Genomic DNA, 24,259 nt, shown 5'->3' with positions numbered 1-24,259 from the left:
CTTTCCGCCAGATAGACAGAATTCAAAAAAGGTGTTAAATTTTAATTTGCATGCCCAAATAAAAAACTGCGATTCGTCCTATGCGGACCGACCACTCGATTTTTTCTTGAACCATGATGAAACTTGGAAATTACAATGTTTTAGAGGAAATCGGACAAGGAGGTATGGCGACTGTCTTCAAGGGTCTGCAGACCTCTTTGGAAAGACCTGTCGCCATCAAAGTGCTCGCCACCAAGCTTACAACCAATAAGGAGGCTTTCGAACACTTTAACCGGGAATCGCTCATTATTGCCCGGCTTTCCCATCCCAATATCATCAATGTCATAGACCGGGGTACGACGGATGAAGGTTTGCCTTACTTTGTCATGAATTATGTCGATGGATTTACACTCGACCATGCCATCAAGAAAGGTCTCTATGCCAATGACACCAATAAAAAATTAAATATCGTCATCCAGATTTGCAAAGCCCTTTCCTACGCCCACAACAACGGGGTGATTCATCGCGATATTAAACCGTCCAATATTCTCATCGATCATGTCGAAAATGTCCTGGTGTCCGATTTTGGCGTCGCGATGCTCTATGACGAAACGACAACCACAACTGACAGTTCCCAGAACGGAATTATCGTCGGAACACCGGCTTATATGTCCCCGGAACAAAAAAAAGGATCCAAACATGTGACCGTTTTAAGCGACCTTTATTCCGTCGGGGTCATTCTTTTCTATATGTTTACGGGAGTGAAGCCCGCGGGCGACTTTAAACGTCCGATCGAAATCAATCCATCCATTTCAAAAAAACTCGATGAAATCATCGTCAGGTGCATCGAGCCTGAACCGGAAAACCGCCATAAATCGATCGATGAACTTAAGGAAAAACTTCTGGACCTGGCGCAGGGAGGTCATCTCCAGGCCGAGCAGAAGCAGGAAGCCCTCCAGGGGATTACTTCGCTCGAAAGCCTTTTTGTCCTTCTAGACATCATTCGGGAGACACCATACGGTGCAGTCTATCTTTTTCAGAAAAGGGAGACAAAAGATTTATTAGTGGTCAAGAAAAGCAGGAGAACAAAGGGAGGAATCAATGAAGCAAGACTCCTGTCAACCCTGCGCCATAAGAATATCGTCGATATATTCGGCGTCTCAGAAAATCCGCAGGTTTACATTATCGTCGAAGGCTATTTGAAGGGTGGCAATCTTAAAGAACGCCTGGTCAGACCTCTCCCATGGAGAGATTCCCTTAAAGTGATCCTGGAAGTCTGCGAAGGTCTTTCCTTTGCCCATAAGAACCGGGTGATTCACGGCGATCTTCGGCCGACCAATATCCTCTTTTCAGACGCCGGAGAGATTCGGGTGTCCGACTTCGGATTTGAAGAACACTATTCGAAAGAGGAGAATATTGTCAACTGGTATGGTGTTCCGAATGAAAACAAGTCACCACAAGCGGATATCTTTGCGGCCGGCACGATCCTCTATGAAATGCTGGCCGGAGCATTGCCCGAACGAAAAAATGACCGGCTTGTGTTTCATGACGAAATCGCAAAACATCCGACAGATTTAAAATTGCTGATATCCAAAATGATCGAAATTGATCCGGCCAAACGATTTCGCAGTTTTGAAGAAATTACCCCCCTCATCTACGAATGTCTTGCTCTCCCGGAACTTCCCTCGGAAAATGATTCTTCCAAAAGCAAAGGAGTATTCGGATTCGTCAAAAAGCTCTTCGCAAGCTAGGATAAACTGCTCTATTCTTTTTCGATCGCCTCTCTCATCATCGACAAATTTTCGATGAGGAATTTTTTGTCCTGATCAGGTTTATTTGGGGAAGAGGTTAAATCAAGGTTTGAAAAGGTGAATTCCAGGTTCTTGAATCCGGTTTTTATTTTTTCATCGAGTGCTGGATGTTTCTTTTGAAGAAATTCCATGATCAACTGATAATTTAAAGCGGCCCGCAAGGCAAATCTTTTTGCATTTTTCCAATTTCCGTTTTCTTGCCCGATTAAGTCGATCAAATCCTGCGTATCCAACAAGATCAACCTTATGACCTGTGTGCGGATTAATTTACGGTTATTATCGGCAATCGACTCTTTAAACGATTCTTTTATGACAATATGTGTCTTTTGCCCCAATCCTGTGATCAGCGGATCCATAAGAAAGAGATATTTCTCCATCTGTTCGGAATTAATCGGTGTATCTTCCTTCGAAATTCTATCCAGAAGATCTTTGTAAATCTTAAAGGAATTGGGCGTTTCATCCCGGTAAGATTGACCCCCAATTAATGGCAAGTCTCCCAACAGAAAAATAGCAATAAAAAAGATCGTTTTCAAGTATCGCAACGGAGCCATTGACCCTTTTAGAAATCAATTACGGCGGATAACATATAACCGTCATTTGCAAGATTCGGTTGGTCGATTTCCTGAGTGTAGCCATATTCAGATCTCAATAAAAAATGAGCAAAGGGAGACCAGTTAAGGCCGACTGTTTCTCTCCGATACCCCGATCCTGCATCACTGCTTTTGATCGTATCAAAACGCAAGATCGGCTTGAGATAATGAATCCGTTTCCGATCTTCAATCAGGTTATAAGAAGCGAGAACATAATATCCCTCTTTATTGGCAACATCCCCCGTAAAGGCAGGGTCACAGGGGGGGCTATTCGCGGAACAACCTTCGTCGTCCCCTGTCCGCTTATCATATTCAAACCAGATATCAAATTTCCCAGGTCGCCACCTGGCGTCAACTTCATAAAGCTGATAAGCCTTGTCCCCGGCAATATTATAGATCCCCTGGGCATAGGCAACTCCTGCCTGTAAAAGAGGGAGCGGGAAAAAGTTCAGTCGTCCGACAACCGCCTTGTTTCGGTTATTGTCTCGATCATCCGTAATTGCAATGCCATTCTCGGTTAATGCCGTTGGACCGTTTACAATCGAGAAATCGTACCCGATCATTCCCGTGCGCCCCAATATTTCAATCCCGGAGTCCGACCACTCATGAAATGGAATATCAACCAGAAACGGTCTGCTTGCCATCGGTCTGGCAGGAGCCCAATAATTGACCCTTTCGTAACTGAAAGGAACGTAAAACCGGCCGATTCGAAAAGTCAGATAGGGCTCAATTTGCCAATCCATGAATGCGCGATCAATTTTAACAGTTGCGCCATGTTCATGTTCAACTTCTCCGAAAAGAACCAGTTCCGTGCCAATTTCTGCTCTCGCCGAAAGATAAAAATTATGGGAATCAAACGAAGGAATGGGATTTTCAGCATCGGCCTGATTGTCAAAATATTCCACGCTGATAAATCCATGCCACTCAACATTGATATCGGGAACACCGAAAAGGAGACCCTTTCCGAACTGCTCTTTCGAGTTTTCGGGATAATCTTCTCCTTTCGCATTCGGACTAACAATAAAGAAAACCATCATCACAATAAAATAAAAGATAGAAATACCCGAATACTCCATTTTTTTTCTATTCATATGGCCTTCTCGATTTAATTCTACTGATTATTGAACCATTTAAAATGTTTGTCAGGATTCCGGCTCAGTATAGTTAGCCGACAGGGGGCTGTCAATTCGATTCAATGGCCCAGACGTCATCAAGCACGATTCCAATTTCTTGACACAGCGTTAGGTCTTCTCTTCCTTCTGTTGACTCTTTCCCGAAAAAAAACTTTCTGCCATTTCCTTGATTTTATGAATGACCTGTCCTGAAGCCGCACTGAGAGCATCGGGAACGGTCACGAGCCGTTCTCCCTTTTCATCGATGACCAGAAAAACGGGTGTTAAAGTCATACCCCCTCCGCCGCCGTTTCCCATTCCCTCTTCCCCTCCGCCACCCATACGTTTCCCGCTACCTCCGCCTGCCCCCAGTGCCACTTTGGCCACTATGGCGGGGATGATCATCTTTCCGTTCGTCTCAATCGGTTCCCGGATAATTTGAACCGTTTCTGCCACTTTGGCAATTCCGGTCATCAGGGTTCCCAATATTTCGTTGGTATCGAATCCAGCCATTTCTTCCCATCCTTCTATTTGCGTGTGGGTAATATCTTTTCTGTGACCACTCTATTTCTTGCTCAAACCTTGACCGACCGCCACATTTGTCGCGGACGGCCCTGTATCAAAGCATATAAGCCGATTAAGAAACCTTTTAAGAGTCCAATCCTGAATCGAATAAGAATCTCCCTTTCTCCTTCATCAGAAACACTTAGAAAAAGAGGACCGTACAAGCGCTTTCCAAAAACCCTGGCCAGGACCTGGTCGACCAAATCGATCTGAGTCGGCGCTTGAATCTTTAGGGATATTTCATCTGCCTCCCAAATCAATTCGTTCATGCCTTGCAATAGAGCGAGAACGCCCCGGCTTAAAGATTCCGGATTTAAATTTAATACGGATTTATTTTTTACCTTCCCGATTTTCGATCTTTTTCTTGATTCAGTGTGCCTACGCCATCTAAAAAATAGAAACCGGAATCGGGATTCCCGGTCGGGTCCGTCTCCTACTATAATTCGAGCAAACCACCCCAGCTTGATATTAGCTGATCCCTTGATCAGGTCAAATTCAACCTCAAGATGACCTATCCAGGGGAGAATAAGAATCATCAAAACTGCCGAAAGAAGAATCATGCCGCCTTTCCAACCTCCTATCCAGACAGCTCCTCCCCAAAAAGCCAGCAAAAGTACTCCTTCTAGCAAGATCACCAACATTCCGAACACCTTAAAAACCCACATGTCATCCAATCCCTCCTGAAAACAGGTATGCCTAAAAGGTTATTAGGCCTCTGCCTGAATGGAAATATCAACACTTTTCCGTAATCTGACCCGGTAGCTCTCTCACAATTCAAAGTAGTGCCGGGAACATTTCTTGAAATAAAGTGAAATGTTCGCCGCTCTGATCATTTTTTCAGGGCAATCAGAATTTTTGGCTCAAATTTGATGGATTGATGAACGGGACAGCCTTCCAGCACCTTCTGGAAACGTTGGTTCAAATCAGTATTCCAATCTTTTGGGAGACTTACCTGTACCGTTATGGATCCAATCCGATGAGGGGTCTCCTCAAACGCCCAGCCTATGGATACTTGAAGACCTTCTGTCTTCAACTGGTGTCTCAAGCAGAAACGGACCGCATAATAACCGATACACGCACCAAGCGACCCGACGAACAATTCAACGGGCGTCATTCCACGATTTTTTCCTCCCGCATCAAGAGGTTGGTCCACAATCACGCTGTGATTCCGATATCGTATTTCCAGTTCCACCCCTTCTCCGGGGGAAATAACCATCAACTCTTTTTCCTGACTAACTTGATTAGCACTCATTGTCTTTCCTTTCTGATCATGTTCGATTCACCCGTTTCTCCGGCCCGGGCGATAACCGAATGACTCCTTCTTTCCTTCTATTTTTTTAAGCATCATCTCAAGCGGACAGAATTGTGTAAAACTCGACTGCAACAAATTGAGTCCGACAAACCCGGTCAAAAAGAACCAGTACGGCGACTGATAAATCGTCAATCCAATACTTGCAAGAATCAATGTGCCCACGATGGCACGTATCTGGTTTTCAATAGACATCGTTTTCTCCTTTCTCTTATAGTTCAATTTCATTTTTAAAATCTTGGATACGTAAATGGGGTTAAAATCGTTGCCGCAATTTCCCCGAATATCAAGCTGACTGCCAGGCCCTGAAAGATGGGGTCAAAGAGCATGACAGAACTTCCGACAACGACCGCGCCACCGGTCATCAGAATCGGCCTAAACCTCAAAATCCCGGAACGGATGACCGCTTCTTTTAATGGCATACCCGATTCGATCTGCCGGTCGATAAAATCGACCAGAATAATGGAATTTCTCACAATAATTCCGGCTCCGGCAATAAAACCAATCATGGAAGTCGCCGTAAAAAATGCACCCACTATCAGATGCCCGGGAAGAATTCCAATCAGGCTGACCGGGATCGGTACCATGATTACCAGCGGAACGGCAAAACTGCGAAACCACCCGACCATCAAAATATAGATCAGGAGCATGACGCAGGCGAAAGAGATGCCGAGATCCCTGAAGACTTCATACGTGATAAACCATTCCCCGTCCCACTTAACGATTGGAGATGCTGTGTTCCATGGAATCTCCGCAGTCTGTGTGGGATAGGGCAATTTCGGGGCCATTTTTAAAATGCCGTAAACGGGCGCTTCTTCTGATCCGGAGAGTTCGCTCATCACGTAGGAGACGGGCTTCAGATTCTTACGAAAGATGGTTTCATTGTTCCTGACGATGGGGGACTGGATGACCTGGCTCATGGAGACGGTCCCGGATTCATAAGAAGCGATATTTTCTCCACTGAAAGGCTTTTTGCCTGATCTTATTTTTGGATCAATGGACAGGTCGATCGATACTTCCTCAGGACTGGAAAAATTATCGAGATAAAGGAGTGGCGTTTCAGAAAAAAGGTATTTTCCCGTCTCAAGGGTCTGTTTTGAGTGCGTTCCGAACAGGCCGCCCTTGGCCTGGTCGTACATATAAATCTCCCTGGGCCTTCCCAAACGCCATGAATAATCGAGATCAACGACGCTTGGTTCCTCCCGAAAGACACGATAGACATCCCGTGCAACTGTTTTTCTGACTTCATCAGTCGGACCGTAAATTTCTGCCACCATCGTAGCCAAAACCGGAGGTCCGGGAGGTATTTCAAGGACTTTGATTACCGCATTTTTTGACTTTCCGAATGCCAGAATTTCCGGTCTGAGACTTTCAATGATCTGATGACTCGATAATTTTCGTTCATTCTTGTCGGTCAAAACGACCTGGAGATCATTGTCGGCATCGAGGCGGCGAAGATAGGTATGTTTGACCATGCCGGAAAAAGAAAAGGGCGCAGGTTCGCCCGCATACACCTGGACCGCTTTGATTTCATGATTCTTGATCAATCGTCCTGCCAATTCGGACGACCACCGTAAGCTTTCGGACAGGGAGGTTGTCGGCGGATAATCGATTAAAAGCTGAAACTCATTCTTATTGTCGAACGGAAGCATTTTCACCTTGACCATTTTCAAATAAATAAGGCTTCCGCTTACGGCAAGCAGGGCCATGATGAGGAGACCCGATCCTAAAGCCAATAGCGGATTAAAGAGGAGACGTCCGGTCACAGTTCGGTAGGTTTGATCGAAACATCCGTTCTTTTGGAGACTTTCCTGCCCTTTTACCGGGTTCGATTCCGGATGGACGCGAAGAAATCGAATAGCCGCCCACGGCGTGATCACAAAGGCAACAAGAAGAGAACAGATCATGGCGAGGCTTGCACCAATGGGAATCGGTTTCATATAGGGGCCCATCATCCCTCTGACAAACGCCATCGGCAGGACTGCGGCAATCACCGCAAAGGTCGCCAGGATGGTCGGATTCCCCACTTCGGAAACCGCACGAATGACCGTTCGCGTGAGACCGCCCGTCGTTCCGGATCTCAGATGCCGTTCGATATTTTCGACGACGACAATCGCATCGTCTACCAGAATGCCGATCGAAAAGATCAGAGCAAAGAGAGTTACGCGATTAAGCGTATATCCTAGAAAATAATAAATGATCAGCGTAATCGACAGAGTGACCGGGATGGCGATCGCGACAATGAGCGATGCCCGGATCCCCATCATGATCGCAATAAGAACTGTCACCGATAGCGTGGCCAGAAGAAGGTGTTTGATCAATTCGTTGGACTTGTCAGCAGCAGTGGATCCGTAGTTTCGGACAGCCGTCATCCGGATATCCGGAGGAAGCGCTTTCGAAAATGTCGCCGCCCGATCCAAAAGCTGCTTTGCAAGAACAACCACATTCGTGCCCTTCCGTTTGGCAAAAACAATCGTGACCGCTTTTTGTGGAAACCCTTCCTCTGCTTTGTCGAAGAGAATGGAAGCCCGGGTCTGCTCCTCCGGCCCATCGACAACGGTTGCCACATCCTTGATATGAACGATCTTGCCGCCTCTTTGACCGATGGCAATGCTTTCAATATCTTCAGCCCGGGTCGGCCGTTTTCCAATTTCGACATCATAAATTGCTTTCCGGTCCCACGTCTTCCCCGCCGGTGCAAAAGCATCGTTGGCCCGAAGTGCATCTGCAACGGCCACCAGGGAGACCCCCCGAGAAGCAAGTAGTTTCGGATCCGCAATCACCCGAACGGCTCTCTTTTGTCCACCGAGCATTTCGACCCGGCTCAAATCGGGTGTACTCGAAAGTTCCCGTGCAAGCGGAGCAACCAGCGTACGCAATGAAAAATCGTCCCGCGTCCTGGATCTGAATGTAAGTGCCAAAAAAGGAACGTCATCAATTGAAAATGATTTTACTTCCGAAGCGAGAGCCACAGATGGAAGTTCGTTACGGATGCTTAGCAGTTTGTGATGAACTTTGACCAGACTCGGCTCCAACGGCTCACCGACTTTAAACCGGACCGTGACCAGACTCGAATGGGGACTGCTGGATGAATAGACATATTCCACCCCGCTCAATCCCCAGACCGCACGCTCGATGGGTTCGGTCACATGCCTTTCGACCTCTGCCGCTTCAAATCCGGGCACATCCGTCTGAATATCGACCATGGGAAGGGTGATTTGCGGCTCTTCCTCTTTCGGAGTCAGCCAAACGGCACCTATTCCCAGGAGAAGGCTGACGATAACCACCACGGGTGTAAGTTTGGATTGAATAAAGAGATGAGAGAGAAGTCCGGCCACACCCATCTTGTCGCCTTTATTCGGCATAGGGGCCTCTCTTGCCTGAAAACGGAATTTCAACTCCTGAACCTTTGGCCTGGACTATTTTCGCCTGAACATATTCTGCCTCGGCATTTCCCAGACGAATGTTTAGATCCAGTTTTTGATTGATCACCTCGACTAACTGAAGAACGTTTATCGATCCACTCGCAAAAAGTTTCTGCGAGGTTTTCAACTGCTCTTCCAGAAGAGCGGTATTTTCCTCTAATAAAGCAATTCGTTGCCGAAGCGCCGATGCGGAAACAGAAGCATTTTCAAACTCAATTTTTTCTTGAAGTTGAAAATCCTCGGCGCGGGCTTTGAGGGCGCTGGCGGAGATTCTAGCCTGATCGGTTTTGCGGTAAGTTTCTGAACTGAGCAGATTCCATCGGAAATAGAGTCCCAACACATAAGAAGCCGCGGCATCCCGGTTCCCGTCGGCAAGATACCCTTCCGAAAAAAGACCCACCTGAGGGCGAGTTTTGGCCTTCTCCCCTTCAATTTGAAGTTCGGAAGCCTGGGCTTCCGCAAACATCATTTCTGCCCGGGGGGACTTTTTTTCGGCAAAGGAATTTTTATTTGGCTTAAGAAAGTAATCGGCGAAAGTCAGAATACTCTCTTTACCAGGCTCCTTTGCCGGGATCCATCGTTTCGGGAGGCCGACCCCTCTTTCTTCCAGCGTATTTTTCACCAGCCTGATTCGGGAGTCGTTCTCAGAGATTGCCTCCTTAATTCTGTTTGCAACACTCTTAAGACCCAGAAGGCCTGAATACCCTAACGGGTTCCGTTTAACTCCGATTCGATAATTCTCCAAAAGACCTCTGGTCGTGTCTGAAAGACTCTCGAGCTGTGAGGACTCTTTTTGAAAAATCTTGAATGTCCCGAAAAGAAGTAACGTCTCATGATAAAGGTATAGCGTGTCATACTGGGTCCCGTAGGTCTTGGCCAGGAGCGCTTTATCCTGTGAGCGAAGTCTGGCACTTCGCGATCCGCCATCATACAGATTCCACTCGGCTCCCAAAGTAGCCTTCTGATAGAACTGATAACCAGGATAGTTGAGTGATTCCGGTGCAAAATCGCCGGTTCGAATCTCCCTTTGACCCAGAATAGACATAAATGAAACAGCGGGGTCATCCGTTGAAAAAGCTCTCATATCCAAATAGACTCGCGGAACGTTTTCGTATGAGATTCTCTCTTTTTCAATCTGAATGGCCTCAAATTCAAGGAACGCCGCCTTTTCAGAGATCGAATTTTCCTTAACCAGAGACCAAACGTCCAGGAACGGCAATTCTACCGGAGGCGGATCCCCCTTCGCGTTTGAGGGAATCAAAACACTCAGGACTACCGTCAGAAACAAAAACCTTGCCAGTTGTCCGAAACGAGTCATCATCTCAAATCACTCACGATCGTTAGCGCTGTCCTGATTTAAGTTTCCGCTTTACTTCGGCGGCAATTTGCTCCTGCCCGTGCATTTTCTCATTCAAGACTCTTTTTACGATCTCGCACGCATCTTTAATTTGGGGAATGGCGACTTCGAAATACTGGAATTGACTCTCTCGGCGGGATTTGATTAATCCTGAATCCTTTAGAACCGAAAGATGTTGAGAAAGGTTTGCCTTGGGAATATGCAAGGTTTCGAGTAGTTGACTACTGTTCTTTTCTCCGTCCGAAAGGAGATCCAGAATCTCCAGTCTCAAGGGATGGCCAAGTGCGGAACAAATTTCAGCCTGCATTTCATAAATAAGTCGATTAGGTCTGATCATATTTCATTATCCATTAAAATGTATTTTAATTAGTTAACGTTTATATGAACTAATTTACACCTCTTCGCCACAAAATGCAAGGACAAATTCTATCGACAGAATCTTAGGAAGCCGCAGGTTGCCTCGGGCGTTCCTATTTCTCCAATTTAGGGATCCCCAACAGGTTTAAAATGGCTTTTTCATAAAAGGGATCGGTTTTCCCCTTTTTCATTTTATTCAGGAAATATTTTTCCAATCCGATTTTGGCCAGATGGACCCATTTTCCCTTTTTCATCCAGTTCAGATTCCGGGGGGCCATCTGCGGCAACGCGACAAAGGCAATTCCGGTATCTCCCATATCTGCAAGACAGATGGCATTCCAGGTTGCAGTCTCCCGTTTCGGATTATTTTCAATATCCGCCTTGATATTGTGAACTGCGGCGGCGACCATCGACTCGATCATATATCCTGTTTTTGGAGCTCCTGTGGGAACCTGAGTAACCTCCACCGGCGGAATCGCCACACAGACACCGACCGCATAGATATTCTTGTAGAGCGGATTGGCCTGGTATTTATCGATATTAACAAACCCTTTTGGATTGCAAAGTCCTTCGGTCTGCGCTACCGCGTCGACGCCGGTAAACGACGGGATAATCATCGAATACCGGAAAGGAACTTCCTGTCCACTTTCCAGCACCATTGCACCCGGTTTGACCTCCTTAATGCTGGCGTTCACAACATATTTGATATCCTGGTCCGCAAATTCATCCTCCATCGCCCGTCTCGATTTTCCTACGCCCGCAAGTCCCATGTGGCCAATATAAGGTTCGGGAGTAATAAACGTGATCGGAACCTTTCGCCGGATTTTTTTCTTTCTAAGATCAGAAGATAAGATAAAAGCCATCTCGTAAGCAGGGCCAAAACAGGAAGCCCCTTGAGCCGCACCGACGACAATCGGACCAGGATCTTTCAGGAATCCCTGATAGGCTCCCCACGCCTGTTCGGCATGAGATACCGTGCAAATCGATTGGCTGTAGCCACTTGGTCCAAGCCCGGGAATCGCCGGGAAATTGAGCTTCGGACCTGTTGCAATAATCAGATAATCATAGGAAACCGTCCCCTTGGCGGTCATCACTTGTGATAATTTCGGGTCAATTCGTTCGGCCGGACACTGAATAAATTCAATCCCCTTCTTCTCAAGAATAGGCGCCAGGGGAAAAGATATGTCCGCTCGTGTTCGCCATCCCACGCTGACCCAGGGATTCGATGGAACAAAATGAAAGAAATCAACATTGGAAATGACCGAAACCGCATGTTTTTTGCCCAGAAGGTCAGCGCATTCATAAGCCGCAGGGAGACCTCCAATCGACGCTCCGATAATGACAATCTTCGCCATAACTTGCTCCTATTGTTTCAACTTGCGTTCATTTGAGATCCCGTTTCCGATTCCAAACCCATTTTCATTTGTTCTCTTTTTTCAAGCTCAACATATAATTCGTTAAGGCGGCCAAATCAGACTCTGGCAGGGCGACCGGGGGCATCATGGAATTCGGTGAAAGGCTTTTCGGATCTTTAAAGTGAGCGAGCAGCCATTTTCGGTCTCGTTTGTCCCCGACGTAGGATAGATCCGGACCGACTTGCGCCCCCTCTCCATGTATCTGATGACAGGCTGAGCAGACCATCTTAGCGAAAATCTCTTTTCCTCTCATCGCTTCATTGTCGAGAGCCAAAACGGGTTTCGTATGGGTCGCAGACAAAGAGACAAAAGTAAAAATAGATATAATGAATACGCCGATTCTTTTCAGAATATGAAATTGATTAGAAATCCCCTTATTGAAATTAATCATGATATCTTCCTCTCTCGTTAATATGCTCCACGATTGCGCCAGCCCTTGAACATTCATTCAACTTTCTTGAATTGAGAATGATCGACTGATACATTGGCACTCACATGATATTAGCATCAGGACCAAGATAGATATCAACACATTTTGTGAAATTAAAATAACCGCACGAGATCTCTATTCCCTTAAGAAGTCGGAATGTCTTGAAATGTGGTGGCGAGATGACTAATCTCTAATTCGACATAGCGTCCAAAGGTCACCCATTCAAAATCTGGCCTGTATGCTCTGGATTGATTTAAGATCAGCTCGGCACAAAAATAGAGGGATTGTGAATAATACCATGATGAATATCCTGAAACAGGTCTCTTTCCTGCCGGTCTGGATCCTATTTCGTTTGCCGTGGGCTTTCTCCATATCCTTTTTCTTCATGACACTTTTTTGGATTTTTTATGGATTCCGGTGGACCAGGGATTTATTGGCACTGTTCTTCCCCACGGGTTCGACCAATCCCCTTCTCAATAATTTCAATGAATTCCTTTTGGCGAATTTTCTGATGCTTATCCTGGTTCTAGGATTCATTGTGGCCTACAATCTGTCTGTCCTGCTCAATGGGATCCTCATCTGGCTAAAATGGAAACCTCAACATTATCCCTCCGGCATACCAAGTACGATGAACGTGCCGGTAACCACTTCAAAGGAATTTGATCATGTAAAGCGGATCGGTATCGTTTTGGCGGGAGGAGGAGCGAAAGGGGCGTTCCAGGCCGGATCAATGAAAGCCATCTATCGCTTCCTGGAAAAAAGGGGCGCACTTGAAAAAGTCAAGGTAATTGCCGCAACTTCGATTGGTTCATGGAATGCCCTGTTCTGGCTTGCCCGGTTCATCCAGCCCTATCCGGAATGGCAGGGCAAGAGTATTCACGAACGTTGGTGGGGATTGATCAACGCAAAATCGCTTACAGCACCCTCCTGGTACATTCCCTTTTTCCGAAATGCCTTTCTCTCTTCAATACCCTGGCAAAATGTTTTTGAATCCCTGTTTTGCAAGGATCAGAAAATATCCGATACGATTCGAGCATCCGAGATCAAATTCTTTTTCACCCGTTCAAATGTAAGGACCGGAGAATTGGAGTGTGCCACCAATGAAGCCGCGCCTGTGCCTATTTCCGGAATAAAATACGATATTCTCGACCCTGCCGGAGAAAGCACAAAATTTATGGAAGAATTAAAAGCGGCGGTATTTACCTCTATGGATCTGCCCCCGCTCTTTCCGTATTTCAAAAGAAAGGGTCAATATTTTGAAGATGGCGGAGTGATTGATAATCTTCCGAGTGTGATTGCCGCGGTACATCATTGCGACCTCCTGTTTGTCTTGCCGCTCAATTCTGACTTTGAAGAGGAACCCAATCTAACCTCGGTGCTTGCCCGTATTTTCCGGGTCATGGATGTTCGCCAGGGCATTCTGGAGCGAAATGGGTTTAAGATGATTTATCTCTATGACGAACTTGCCGAATTGCGTAAAGATGCCCAGGAAAGCCGCCGTCAGCTCGGACTACCGGCTTCCTTGCCGGGGGAAAGTCCGCTTGCCCGTGCCTTACAACGAACCCATGAGAAGATCAATGTATTTGCCATTTGTCCTCAAAAGATTTTCGTAAAAAAGACGATTGACACGTATGAATTCTGGAAAAGCAAGGAAGCTGCCCGGGCTTTCAATGCAATGTATAATGCAACAGAAAAGGAATTACTGAACTTCAGATTTGATCGACAAAAAGACCGTGTATGCGTTGCGTTAGTCAGTGAAGAGGGAAAGATCCTCTGGGACGATGATTTTTAATCTGGTTCCACGGGGATTCTATCCCGCAATGCCACCGGCAGTGACATCCGGCATTTGACCAGATAGACGCATCGGTTATTTCCTTTGATTAAGATGAAGTAACATTCTGGATTGTCTCCCAAATCAAGATATTGGCGCCCATTTTAGAATCGGCTGTGATCCGTAACGATCCGGCGGAAGTCAATCTGACAGCATCCCCGGCCTGAAGCACGCCGGAATTTTCAAGTTCAAGCATGCCATTTGTGACATAGAGATGTACAAATGGCGTGTCTGGAATCCGAGATATCTCTCCCGGCTTCAGCTTTCCTCCCCATAGTGCCGCCCCTTTCTGGCGAATAAAGATGGCGGCCTGATCTCCTTTCCCGGAAGCAATGAGAACCATTCCCCCCTTTTCAAGCTGAGGCGTCACATCCAGTTGCTCATACCCGGGATCGATCCGCTCAGTATCGGGAAGAACCCACATCTGAATAAAACGGACCGGTTTTATTTTGCTGGGATTGATTTCGGAGTGCCAGATGCCTCTCCCCGCGCTCATGCGCTGAGCAAGTCCGGGATAAATGACTCCCCGGTTTCCTTCAGAATCCTGATGCTCCAGTTCCCCTTCCAGAACCCATGTCAGAATCTCCATATTCCGGTGGGGATGGGTCATAAAACCGGTGCCAGGGAGAACGATATCATCGTTATTGACGATGAGGAGTCCATGGCCTACGTTATCCGGATCGTATTGATTCCCGAAACTAAAGCTGTGCCGGGAATCCAGCCAGTCGGTCCGGGTCCGGAATCGCTCTCCTCCTTTCCGGATGTCTATGGATCTTTTTTCCTTGAGATTCATCGGAGTCTCCTTGTTTTGAACTCTAATTTAGAAAAGCTTACGGAAGTTTCTTATGAGAGCCATCACAGAATGGCTTATTTCCCGACATTTTGCACCCGCACCAGGCGACCGTTTTCTTTTCGGTAATCTTGACTTCCAGCGGACTAAATTCTGACCCCTTGTGGGAACCGTCACAAAAAGGCTGATTCGCGGATTTCCCACATGCACACCAGTAATAAGTTCCAGGTCCCATCTCTTTGACATAAGGACTTTTTTGAGCAATCACCGGTTTTCCCATTGTATTTCCTCCATTTTTGTTATTTGTAAATGATTAACGCGGAATAAAATTCCCCACGCCCTCTCTTTATTTCGCCATTTTATTCGAAATGATCCGATCGAGCGACCATTTCCCTGAACCGGAGATTATTAAGGCCAGACTCATCCCAAGAACGAGAAGACTGAACTCTATCCCTTCTCCCGCCTGTTTTCCATACCAATTCATGGAAAAACCGTTTTGCCAATGAATCATCCAGATCCCGCCCGCCATGACACAAGCGATTCCAAACGCGGCAATTCGACTGAGCAGTCCTGCAATGAGACCCAGACTCCCGAAAAATTCCGTGAAGACAATCAACACCGCAAGCAGATAGGGAATCTGGAGTTGCGAGGTGAAAAATCCAACGGTTCCCGTGAACCCGAAGCCGCCGTACCACCCCAGAAATTTCTGAGCCCCATGGAAAAAAAAGACCATTCCGAGTGTCACACGTATAATGAGACTGGCAATGCGATCTTCTGTCTGAAAAAGAAACTTCATGATATCCTCCTCTTAATGATTGATATTCGATTCAGGTTCGTCGTTCTCGTTCCGCATTCCGAAGCCAATAATTCGAAGTGATCCGCTCCCATGGCGGATGGCTCGAAAGAAATGGACCGGCTCTTCCCGTCCAGCGGCACCCAGTACAAAGAAGAGCGGATCGAAATGTTCCGAAGTCGGCACAGCCAGATTGGCCGATGGCGCCAGCGTCTTGTAATGGACAATTTCATCTATTGATCCGTTATCGAGCCGTGTGCCCACCCAGCGATCGAAGGCCTCTGCCCATTCATCCGCTTTCAGGCTCCCAAACCTCACAAGCCTTAAATTGTGAACAAGCGTTCCTGATCCGACAAGGAGTATCCTTTTCTCCCGTAGGGGTTTAAGCGCCCTGCCGATCGCCATAATCTTACGCGGATCTTCACCTGCTGGTACGGTCAATTGAACAATCGGAATATCGGCTCTTGGATAGACCCTTGAAAGTGGTACCCATGCTCCGTGATCAATTCCCCGGTCGGGATCCGTGTTGGCACTGAACCCTGCCGCCGTCAGGAGGCGAACCACTTCGGCCGCGGTTTCGGGATCTCCCTGGCAGCGATACCGGACCTGGTAAAACTTCTCCGGGAAACCATAAAAATCATAGATCATCTCCGGCTTTAAGGCCGATGTAACCGAAAGCGTCTCACCCGCCGCCCAATGGCCTGACATGACCACTACCGCCCTGGGGCGCGGAAGATCCCTCCCGACTCTTTCCAGGGCCATCGTGTAGTCGTCATTCTCAATTGCCGGCATCGGTCCAAAATCGCTCATGAATGCAACTGGCATTTTAAACGTTTTCATTGCAAACTCTCCTTTCTGACCAGATTAACCTGTTCCATCACCTTAAACGACCGAAAAAACATCATTTAAATCCGATTTTAGTAACCTTTTTAGTTACAGTATTGGCCAAAAAAAATGTCTACGCTATTTTATGGACCAGATCCGATAATTTGATCTCTTCAAGCCGTTCTTTGACCCCATTCTGAACCTCCGAAAAGACCGGTTTCAAGATTTGAGCCATTTTTACACTCACCGGGCACTTTGGATTCGGTTTATTCGGATTATAGGCAAATAACGGCATCTCACCCATCGCTTCATAGACATCCAGAAGGGTAATTTTTTCTGGGGATTTTCCGAGTTCAAGCCCTCCTCCTTTTCCCTGATGGCTGATGACCAGTCCCGCCTTCACCAGCTCCGATACAATCCTTCGAACAACGACTGCGTTGGTATTGACACTACTCGCAATATACGCGCTGTTGATCAAGCCTGCCTCGTCAGGCTCTTCAGATATCAAGGCCAGGCTTGTAAGGATATGGGTTGCGACTGCAAATTTGCTATTGGCTGCCATACTGTAACTACAATAGTTCTATTTTTTGTTCTTGTCAACAAAATAATGGATTCCTCCGGATCGTGGTCGAATTGACCAATTTACTAAGACGGAAAACAACGGCCGAATGCCAGAAGGAGCTTGAGCCTTCCCCGGATCCTGATTTTTCTTCGAACCACGGCCCAGATGATCGAACTCTCTTTTCGAAGAAGCCTCAGCCAGGTGGCACTATCCACAGTCACATGAACATCGGCCAAACCCTGATGGCCATCCTTGGCCTGAAACTCCTGATGCCGGATAATTACCGTCGCTTTTCTCTCCTCTTTCCCGGTGAACGTCCAGTGGTAAGTCGCATCGATCCCTTGGGCCCGGCCCCGCTGAAATACCAGCGGCAGTCCGCGTAAAAATTCCTCAACCGATGTTTGACCCGAAAGTCCATTTCCCACTCTTTTCACTTTCTTATTGGGAAAATGTTTGCCGGTATACTCTTCCGCATCGGACCCGGGAACCACGTAAATGATTTCAGGTTTTTCCTGAAGCGGTTTCAAAACAGACTCCACAAACTCTTTCCGGCTTGTGAGAAAAGGTGCAATCACATCCTCACCCGCAGGACAGACCGCTAAACAGTAGGCGGCTTTGTAATTTGCTCCAAATGAAAGACTTTGCCACATGGAAACCGTCTCGGCATCAGAGACCTTTTGACGATAATCCTGGGTGGTTTTGCTTTCGACCACCTTTCCTACCCAATCGTTGAAACCACCCATAAATTCCCGGTAGTTGTGTGTGTAGCAGGCGGAAAAATTAAAATGACCGTCCGCCCCAATCGCTCCCGTTGGGCATGCCGCCACACATAATTTACAGCTCAGGCACGGATTGTAATCAAGGGGTTGGGAGAAGGTATCGAGTTCGGCATCGACCAATACCGTACCGAGGAGAATAAAATTGCCAAACCGGGGATGAATCACATTGCGATGAATCCCCATCTGTCCCATACCTGCCGCCACGGCAACCGGTTTATGCGAAATGAGCCACATTTTAGCGCCCCAACGGTCCGCTTCCATCGGAAATCCAGCGGCGCCTCCATTCATCGCCCGGATGCAGGCCGATTCCAGTTTCTGTACGATTCGACGTGCCACTTCGTTCACCTCGTCCGTGGTATGGTGAAACTCGAGATTGGCCACAGATCTGGCGGGTGTACGAATGTTCTCTCGATTCATTTTACATACGATACTGATCAGGAATCGGGTGGAAGGGAAAACAGCGAGAATTTCAGCCTTCTGGTTTGAAATCTCCGGGCGGCCTATTTCTACAAATCCGATATCTCCCGCACCTGCATCCAGACAGAGCTGGCGCAACGCTTCCGCTTTCAGTTTAATGGATCCCGTTTCCGCAGGCGTGGTTCCATTTCCATGATAGAACTTCTTGACGGTGGGATGTTCGCTCAGCGCCATAAATGACTCCTTCTTTCGCCGTTGATATTATATGTATATACATGTAAATGGATAAAAAAATGGTCTCTTTCAGGCCAGTTCCACCAGCAAGCCCATGAGGACGTCATATTTGTGAGGCGAGAGCTTCCCTTTTAATGCCTGTTGAGCCTCCTCCCACCGGGGTATTGCCGAATCATATTTTTTCTGACCGGCCGGGGTGAGACCCACCCAACGTTCCCGACGGTCCGTTCCAGACCGGACCTGGAGCCATCCGCTCTTCATCAGCGGCTTCAGCGTCCGTGTCAAAGTGGTCGAATCGAGAGACAAAAGTTCTCCTAACCTCCCCTGGGTAATCTCTCCGGATTTTGAAAGCGCCATCAAAATGGAAAATTGTGTCACCTCAATCCCGGTATCCGAAAACGCTCTGTCATAAAGCTTCGTGACAATTCTTGCCGCCCTTCTTAAATTGGCGCAAGCGCAGGGTAAGACAAAACGCGGATTTTGGGTGCTTTTGAATACTTTTGGCATGTCATTATATGTATATACATGTTTATGGGAAATGTCAAGCACAAATTGTCCTGACCCAGACAACCTTTTGTTTATCTAATCTGAAAGTTTTCGGATCGGTAAGATCTGACGCAGTGAGGATTCGCGAAGGTAAAGACCTCCCCAGATCAGGACGCCAAAGAGCACCTGCATGAAAACCGGCTCGCCAATTCGCAAGTGGGTGGCGATCGCACCGCCGAGATAGCCCGTCATGAGGATGGCTCCCAGGGTAGAGGTTTGCGGGACAAGGTAAAGCAGAACGGAAGTAATCTCGAGAATAGCGATCACCGTCACCATCGACTCGGGCCAGCCGAGGTGGTTCCAGCCTTGAACCATTTTGGGATTGCCCGAAAACTTCATAAACGCGCTCAGAAAGAACGGAAGCGCGACCAGTACCGTGACGACCCGGCCCGCCCAAACCATCTTATCTCTTTTGTTGTTCGAAGTCATTTACCCCTCCCCGTATCATCCCTGTGTGATATGTGAAATGGATGCCCTAGATGGGATCCCTTAAGACCCAGCCTATCTTGACTCAACAAAAATGGCAATGGGATAATAAGCGACTTTCTTTCATCATGGCAGGTGCTGGCGCTGTCATTTTGGGGATTGAAAGAAATGATGGGTAATGGAAATTGGACGATTGAGGTTTTCGGTATGGGTCTCTTCCAATTCCGCAGGCTCTCCAAAAAGAAATCCTTGGACAATATCGATTCCCATCTCTTTGACCACCTGGAGTTCCTCTGGTGTTTCCACCCCTTCCACAACAATGCCGGACACCACAAAATGTTTCAGGGTTCTTACAAGATCTGTCGCAAAGATTCTAAAGGCGGGATTAGAGACCGCCTGGAGCATCGTCGAACGATCCAGTTTAATGTAATCTGGCATCAATTTGGCCATAAAAGGCAAAGAGATGAATCCGGCCCCAAAATCGTCAATCGCAAATTTGAAACCACGTCCACGCCATTTTTCTGCAATCAAAAGATGTCGTGCTATATCATGAAGCGCGTCTAACTCGGAAATTTCTAAAATGACTTCGGTATGAGGAGGAACTGCAAATGGTTCCATCTGATCGAGGAGGATAAAATCGATATTGACAAAAACTCTTGAAAGTCCAATTTTCTCACTCTTTTTGATCTGTTCCATAAAACAGATCCGTTTGAGTTCCATCAGTTTTCCAATGGCCTGATATTTTTTAAAAAGGCTATGAACACTATACTGTTCGTTAGGGTCGCGACTGAGCGCCTCATAACCGATAATTCCTCCATCCGGAATGGAGATGATCCGCTGGAAGACGATCTTGATGGTTCCCGAATCGAGACGGTATTTATCCTGCCCGATCTGAATCTTCTCTTCGCTCTTTTTAGCGATATAAAGTGCGCGATCGGCCGATTGAATCAATGATTCGCAGGTATTGCCATGTTCAGGAAACAGTGCGATTCCGACGCTAAGATCAATATTGTTCCCGAATTCTGCCCTTTCATTCAAGGCCAGGAGGTTTGTTCTGATTCGCTCTCCGACTATTCTAGCCCCTTCCCTTGAGACTCCGGTAACAATGACAGCAAACTCATCTCCTCTCCAGCGGAAACTCAAGTCGGAACCGCGCGCCGCCAAAAGAACAGAATTGCCAATCGCTTTTAACAAAACGTCCCCGACCTGATGGCCGCAAATATCATTCACGACTTTAAAATTATCGACATCGCAGATGATCAAGGCGAAAGAATTACCGCTACGGCGAGACCTTTCCAGTTCGTGTTCAAATTGAAGATCGAAATACCTTCGATTATACAGATCCGTCAGACTGTCCCGGATAGCCTGCTGTTCAATGGTATCCTGCATCTGAATCCGTTCCAATACCACTGCCAGATGGGTACTTAATTTCTGTACGGCCTCCACAAAATGATGATCCGGGCACCACAGATCGGTTGAAAAAAATTCAAAAACCGCCAGAAGTCTATCTTGTATCACAATTGGGAAGCCAAAAGCAGACCGGAACTGAACGTCAAAACTGTGAATACCACGCGGGCTATTTTCGCTCTTTGCAAGGTCGCTAAAACCGCGGGGATAATTTGAATGCCAGATCAGACCTGGGATTCCCTCCCCTCTTCTGAACTTCACTTCTAAACTCTCTTTCCTGAATGAAGTCATATCATAGGTCGAACAATAGGATTTCGGAGAGCAGGAAAGGAATTCAGACGTTTCGTCAGGAATCCATGCCTGTCCCAGGTCCAGGTTCTTGAGCCGGCATATGGTTTCCAGACACCGGGTAATGAGGAGGTCCCTGTTTTCAGAATCAGCGACTTTGGTCGTGACTTCAACGAGTACCCGGAGTGCCTCCTGGATGCAGACCAATTCGGTAATTTCCAGAGCGACACAGACGATTCCGAGCGGAAATCCTTTCTGATCGTCAATGAGGGATGTCGACACGCTGACTTCGACTTTTTGACCATCCTTTTTCATCCAGACCATTCGCAGATTCTTGGTTCCCGTAAATTGATTGGAGAGAGGATCAATCTGACGGGCATTCACCACTGATAAGATCGACAATTCTCTTGCTTCATCAATGTCATAACCGAGCATTTCACACGCAGCCTGATTCACAACCCGGATATTCCCTTTCATATCCAGAACGAGAACGGCACCCTGCATGGTCTTCAGGATCTCCTTTGCTGCAAATTCAGGTGACAGATCGACAAGATTATAGCGGCGAATGAGCCAATAGAAAATAAAAAGGGAAATCGATATAGGAAGATATCCAAACGGATAGAACGAGATTTTGAATTTTGCAATGAAGTCGACCATTCCAAGGGAAGTTACAGAAACAGCCATGATCACAAGTTTGATTCGCGTTTTTTGAATGCCGAATTCGGATCTTTTGTATTCCGATTGTAAATGCCAAAATCCGAGCATAAAGTAAGCTGTTAAATAGAACATCAATAAAATTCCCATCCAGCCATAAATGGCGTAAAATCCCCAGAAATAGCGATGGACCCCTTCGACGAGATAATGACCTTTTAACGCAGAGAAGCCGAAGATGGAAGAGAAGATCCAGCTCAACAAGACCGTTTTCTTTCCCATTTCCTTGATGTGAAGAAACCGCAAAGTAAAGCCATAAACAGTAACCGGCAAGAAGGCGACGCTAAGAGCTGCAATACGCGCCCATCCGATGGCAGCCGATTCCACGGCGGAGAAATAGACCATCGCATAGCAAAAGAACCAGACCCCTATATTTGCGGTAAAAAGAGAAAACGAAATGTTGACGGGATTCCTGGACTCAAAAAGAATAAAAAGCTGGCCTAACGAGAGAATCACGATCGCCAGACACAACGGAGGAAGGGCATATGGGTTAAAAAAATAGCTTGCCGGGTCTATCAAAGGAAATATCATTTTTGAGATGAGCTCAGATGACCATAACACGAGACCTTTTCACTTTAAGTATAACCCCGATTTCGAAATACACCAGTTCAAGATCGAAGCGCATTTCTCTAATTTAAATTAAGGATTGGAGGATTGAAAAATAAGGGATTTGAGGACCTAGATGGGTACGCAAGCTGGATTTGATGCCCGCTTTTAAAGCCAAAACGAGAATTGAGCTCCAATCTCTAAGTCAAATACGCTATGAGGAAAATTTATAGCCTTTTGTCGCAAGTTAGGCCATGCCGATAACCGCGGAAACAAGTTTTTCAATTCCCTCAGCAGTTTCTGAAATCCGGTTGGCCAACATGTAGGCCGGGGTCGAAACGATTTTATGCTCCCTATCAATCACAATCTCCGTCACAGGGCATTCAACGTGTTCAATCCCCATTAACTTGAGTTTCGTAGCGGTTCCGGGATCATTGCCGATGGTTAACTTAATTTTGATACCCGCCTCCTGAGCCATCTTGGCCATGATCGAAGGAGCAATACAAATGACACCAATCGGTTTTTTAGCTTTAAGCGTTTCCCTCATGATTCGTGCAACCTCCGGCTGAACATGACAATTTTCACCTTTTATTCCAAAATCGCTAAGATTGGATGCGGCGCCAAACCCTCCGGGCAGAATTAGTGCCTCGAAATCTGTCGCATGCACATTTTTCAAATCAACGATATTTCCCCGGGCGATCCGGGCGGATTCGACAAGGATATTCCGTTGTTCTCCTTCAGAGAGCTCCCCGTTCAGGTGATTGATTACACTGGTTTGGTTAATATTTGGAGCCATGAACATTGGGGTGGCGCCACCTCGGTCAATGGCCAGCAGCGCAATGACCGATTCATGAATTTCTGATCCGTCTTTAGCACCACACCCGGACAACACTAATCCGATTCTTTTTGCCATGGGTATTCCTCCCCGTAAAATAGTTTAGTTGAAAGTCACGAATTCACTGACACAAACCGGACTAGATTCCAGCGTACCATTCATATCCCTGATCTTCCCAGTAACCCCCACGACCCTCTCCGATCAAATCGAGACGATCTGACACCTCAATGGCCATGATAAATTTAGCCATTTTATAACCCAGTTGTCTCTCCACCCTCAAACGAATCGGTGCGCCATTGGCAACCGGGAGAGATTTATCATTCAATTCATAGGCAAGAATTGTTTGAGGATGAAAAGCATCTTCGAGATCAATACTTTCGTAATAATCCACGTTGTCCTCGTCTGCATCGGCACAACGGAAAATGACATAGTGCGCATTAGGTTTCAGACTCACTTTCTCCAATAAATCTCCCAATTTCACCCCTTTCCATTTTCCGATAGCGCTCCATCCTTCCACGCAATCATGCCGGGTGATTTGAACCCGGGAGGGCATTTCCTTTATTTCGTTCAGCGAAAACATCAGGGGATTTTCGACCAACCCGGTCACCGGTAATTTCCAGTTTTTAAATCCCTCCCTCAAATGTTGTTGATAGGTCGCATTTTCAGGATTACTGTTCCCGTTGACGGGAAAAATCGGAGTAAGGTCCGCCTCAGAAAATTCTTTCGCCATCGCGGCTCTCGGTCTGATTGCTTTTTGCAGTTTGCGGTTGAGTATTTCGGCCTGCCCTAACATTTTTTTAAAGGTCTTATTCCTGCTCAAATAATCGCATCCGGACAGTGTAAGCGCTGCGATTCCCAGAAGGGCGCCCCGGATGAAATGACGACGGTTCCAGTTATTTTGGTCTGCCATATTTCCATTC

24 protein-coding genes are annotated in these 24,259 nt (G+C 46.8%); 2 read left to right on the top strand and 22 right to left on the bottom strand.

The window, feature by feature from the left end; translation table 11 throughout:
* The first annotated feature begins 164 nt into the window (after positions 1-164).
* A complete protein-coding gene (locus HY200_04135; GenBank protein MBI3594123.1) occupies positions 165-1,730 on the top strand; it encodes a protein kinase in 1,566 nt (521 codons plus the stop codon).
* A gap of 11 nt (positions 1,731-1,741) precedes the next feature.
* On the opposite strand, the gene HY200_04130 is transcribed toward HY200_04135, so the two are convergent.
* The 11 genes from HY200_04130 to HY200_04080 form a co-directional block, all read right to left on the bottom strand.
* Positions 1,742-2,281, bottom strand: coding sequence for a hypothetical protein (locus HY200_04130; protein MBI3594122.1), 540 nt, complete (start codon positions 2,279-2,281; stop codon positions 1,742-1,744).
* Between the two features lie 68 nt (positions 2,282-2,349).
* Entirely contained in the window at positions 2,350-3,471 is a 1,122-nt protein-coding gene (locus HY200_04125; protein ID MBI3594121.1) for a hypothetical protein, read from the bottom strand.
* A 150-nt stretch (positions 3,472-3,621) separates the two neighbouring features.
* Entirely contained in the window at positions 3,622-4,005 is a 384-nt protein-coding gene (locus tag HY200_04120) for a hypothetical protein (protein MBI3594120.1), read from the bottom strand.
* 62 nt (positions 4,006-4,067) lie between these two features.
* Positions 4,068-4,721 (bottom strand): hypothetical protein, encoded by a 654-nt coding sequence (locus HY200_04115; GenBank protein ID MBI3594119.1) that lies wholly within the window; start codon positions 4,719-4,721, stop codon positions 4,068-4,070.
* 164 nt (positions 4,722-4,885) lie between these two features.
* On the bottom strand, positions 4,886-5,308 hold the full coding sequence (locus tag HY200_04110; GenBank protein MBI3594118.1) for an OsmC family protein: 423 nt from the start codon (positions 5,306-5,308) through the stop codon (positions 4,886-4,888).
* Between the two features lie 27 nt (positions 5,309-5,335).
* Positions 5,336-5,560, bottom strand: coding sequence for a DUF2892 domain-containing protein (locus HY200_04105; protein ID MBI3594117.1), 225 nt, complete (start codon positions 5,558-5,560; stop codon positions 5,336-5,338).
* Between the two features lie 35 nt (positions 5,561-5,595).
* Entirely contained in the window at positions 5,596-8,730 is a 3,135-nt protein-coding gene (locus tag HY200_04100; GenBank protein ID MBI3594116.1) for an efflux RND transporter permease subunit, read from the bottom strand.
* Positions 8,720-10,111, bottom strand: a complete 1,392-nt coding sequence (locus HY200_04095) for a TolC family protein (GenBank protein ID MBI3594115.1) — start codon at positions 10,109-10,111, stop codon at positions 8,720-8,722. Before HY200_04095 ends, HY200_04100 begins: the two co-directional genes overlap by 11 nt.
* 19 nt (positions 10,112-10,130) lie before the next feature.
* Positions 10,131-10,484, bottom strand: coding sequence for a winged helix-turn-helix transcriptional regulator (locus HY200_04090; protein MBI3594114.1), 354 nt, complete (start codon positions 10,482-10,484; stop codon positions 10,131-10,133).
* A gap of 133 nt (positions 10,485-10,617) precedes the next feature.
* Positions 10,618-11,859 carry an NAD(P)/FAD-dependent oxidoreductase gene (locus HY200_04085; GenBank protein MBI3594113.1) on the bottom strand — a complete coding sequence of 414 codons (1,242 nt, stop codon included), beginning with the start codon at positions 11,857-11,859 and terminating at the stop codon, positions 10,618-10,620.
* 64 nt (positions 11,860-11,923) lie between these two features.
* Positions 11,924-12,310: a cytochrome c gene (locus tag HY200_04080; protein ID MBI3594112.1), complete on the bottom strand. Its 387-nt coding sequence runs from the start codon at positions 12,308-12,310 to the stop codon at positions 11,924-11,926.
* Positions 12,311-12,647: 337 nt separating this feature from the next.
* Here HY200_04080 and HY200_04075 point away from each other — a divergent pair, with 337 nt between their 5' ends.
* Positions 12,648-14,141 carry a patatin-like phospholipase family protein gene (locus tag HY200_04075; GenBank protein MBI3594111.1) on the top strand — a complete coding sequence of 498 codons (1,494 nt, stop codon included), beginning with the start codon at positions 12,648-12,650 and terminating at the stop codon, positions 14,139-14,141.
* An 88-nt stretch (positions 14,142-14,229) separates the two neighbouring features.
* Here the strand turns inward: HY200_04075 and HY200_04070 are convergent, their stop codons facing one another.
* From HY200_04070 to HY200_04020, 11 genes are all read right to left on the bottom strand, one after another.
* Positions 14,230-14,973: a pirin family protein gene (locus HY200_04070; GenBank protein MBI3594110.1), complete on the bottom strand. Its 744-nt coding sequence runs from the start codon at positions 14,971-14,973 to the stop codon at positions 14,230-14,232.
* 37 nt (positions 14,974-15,010) lie between these two features.
* Complete coding sequence (locus tag HY200_04065; protein ID MBI3594109.1) at positions 15,011-15,250, bottom strand: CDGSH iron-sulfur domain-containing protein; 240 nt, start codon at positions 15,248-15,250, stop codon at positions 15,011-15,013.
* Between the two features lie 66 nt (positions 15,251-15,316).
* On the bottom strand, positions 15,317-15,766 hold the full coding sequence (locus HY200_04060) for a DoxX family protein (protein ID MBI3594108.1): 450 nt from the start codon (positions 15,764-15,766) through the stop codon (positions 15,317-15,319).
* Between the two features lie 12 nt (positions 15,767-15,778).
* Positions 15,779-16,603 (bottom strand): dioxygenase, encoded by an 825-nt coding sequence (locus HY200_04055; GenBank protein ID MBI3594107.1) that lies wholly within the window; start codon positions 16,601-16,603, stop codon positions 15,779-15,781.
* A 118-nt stretch (positions 16,604-16,721) separates the two neighbouring features.
* A complete protein-coding gene (locus tag HY200_04050; GenBank protein ID MBI3594106.1) occupies positions 16,722-17,150 on the bottom strand; it encodes an Rrf2 family transcriptional regulator in 429 nt (142 codons plus the stop codon).
* An 83-nt stretch (positions 17,151-17,233) separates the two neighbouring features.
* Complete coding sequence (locus HY200_04045; GenBank protein ID MBI3594105.1) at positions 17,234-18,580, bottom strand: SCP2 sterol-binding domain-containing protein; 1,347 nt, start codon at positions 18,578-18,580, stop codon at positions 17,234-17,236.
* 69 nt (positions 18,581-18,649) lie between these two features.
* Complete coding sequence (locus HY200_04040) at positions 18,650-19,087, bottom strand: MarR family transcriptional regulator (GenBank protein ID MBI3594104.1); 438 nt, start codon at positions 19,085-19,087, stop codon at positions 18,650-18,652.
* 75 nt (positions 19,088-19,162) lie between these two features.
* Positions 19,163-19,555 (bottom strand): DoxX family protein, encoded by a 393-nt coding sequence (locus tag HY200_04035; GenBank protein MBI3594103.1) that lies wholly within the window; start codon positions 19,553-19,555, stop codon positions 19,163-19,165.
* Between the two features lie 144 nt (positions 19,556-19,699).
* Complete coding sequence (locus HY200_04030) at positions 19,700-22,489, bottom strand: diguanylate cyclase (GenBank protein MBI3594102.1); 2,790 nt, start codon at positions 22,487-22,489, stop codon at positions 19,700-19,702.
* 262 nt (positions 22,490-22,751) lie between these two features.
* Positions 22,752-23,417, bottom strand: a complete 666-nt coding sequence (gene elbB, locus HY200_04025; protein ID MBI3594101.1) for an isoprenoid biosynthesis glyoxalase ElbB — start codon at positions 23,415-23,417, stop codon at positions 22,752-22,754.
* Between the two features lie 61 nt (positions 23,418-23,478).
* Entirely contained in the window at positions 23,479-24,249 is a 771-nt protein-coding gene (locus HY200_04020; GenBank protein ID MBI3594100.1) for a molybdopterin-dependent oxidoreductase, read from the bottom strand.
* Positions 24,250-24,259: the final 10 nt, after the last annotated feature.

The organism is Nitrospirota bacterium (genome assembly GCA_016194305.1).
Classification (GTDB): domain Bacteria; phylum Nitrospirota; class Nitrospiria; order JACQBW01; family JACQBW01; genus JACQBW01.
This window is presented reverse-complemented; position numbering and strand designations above follow the sequence as displayed.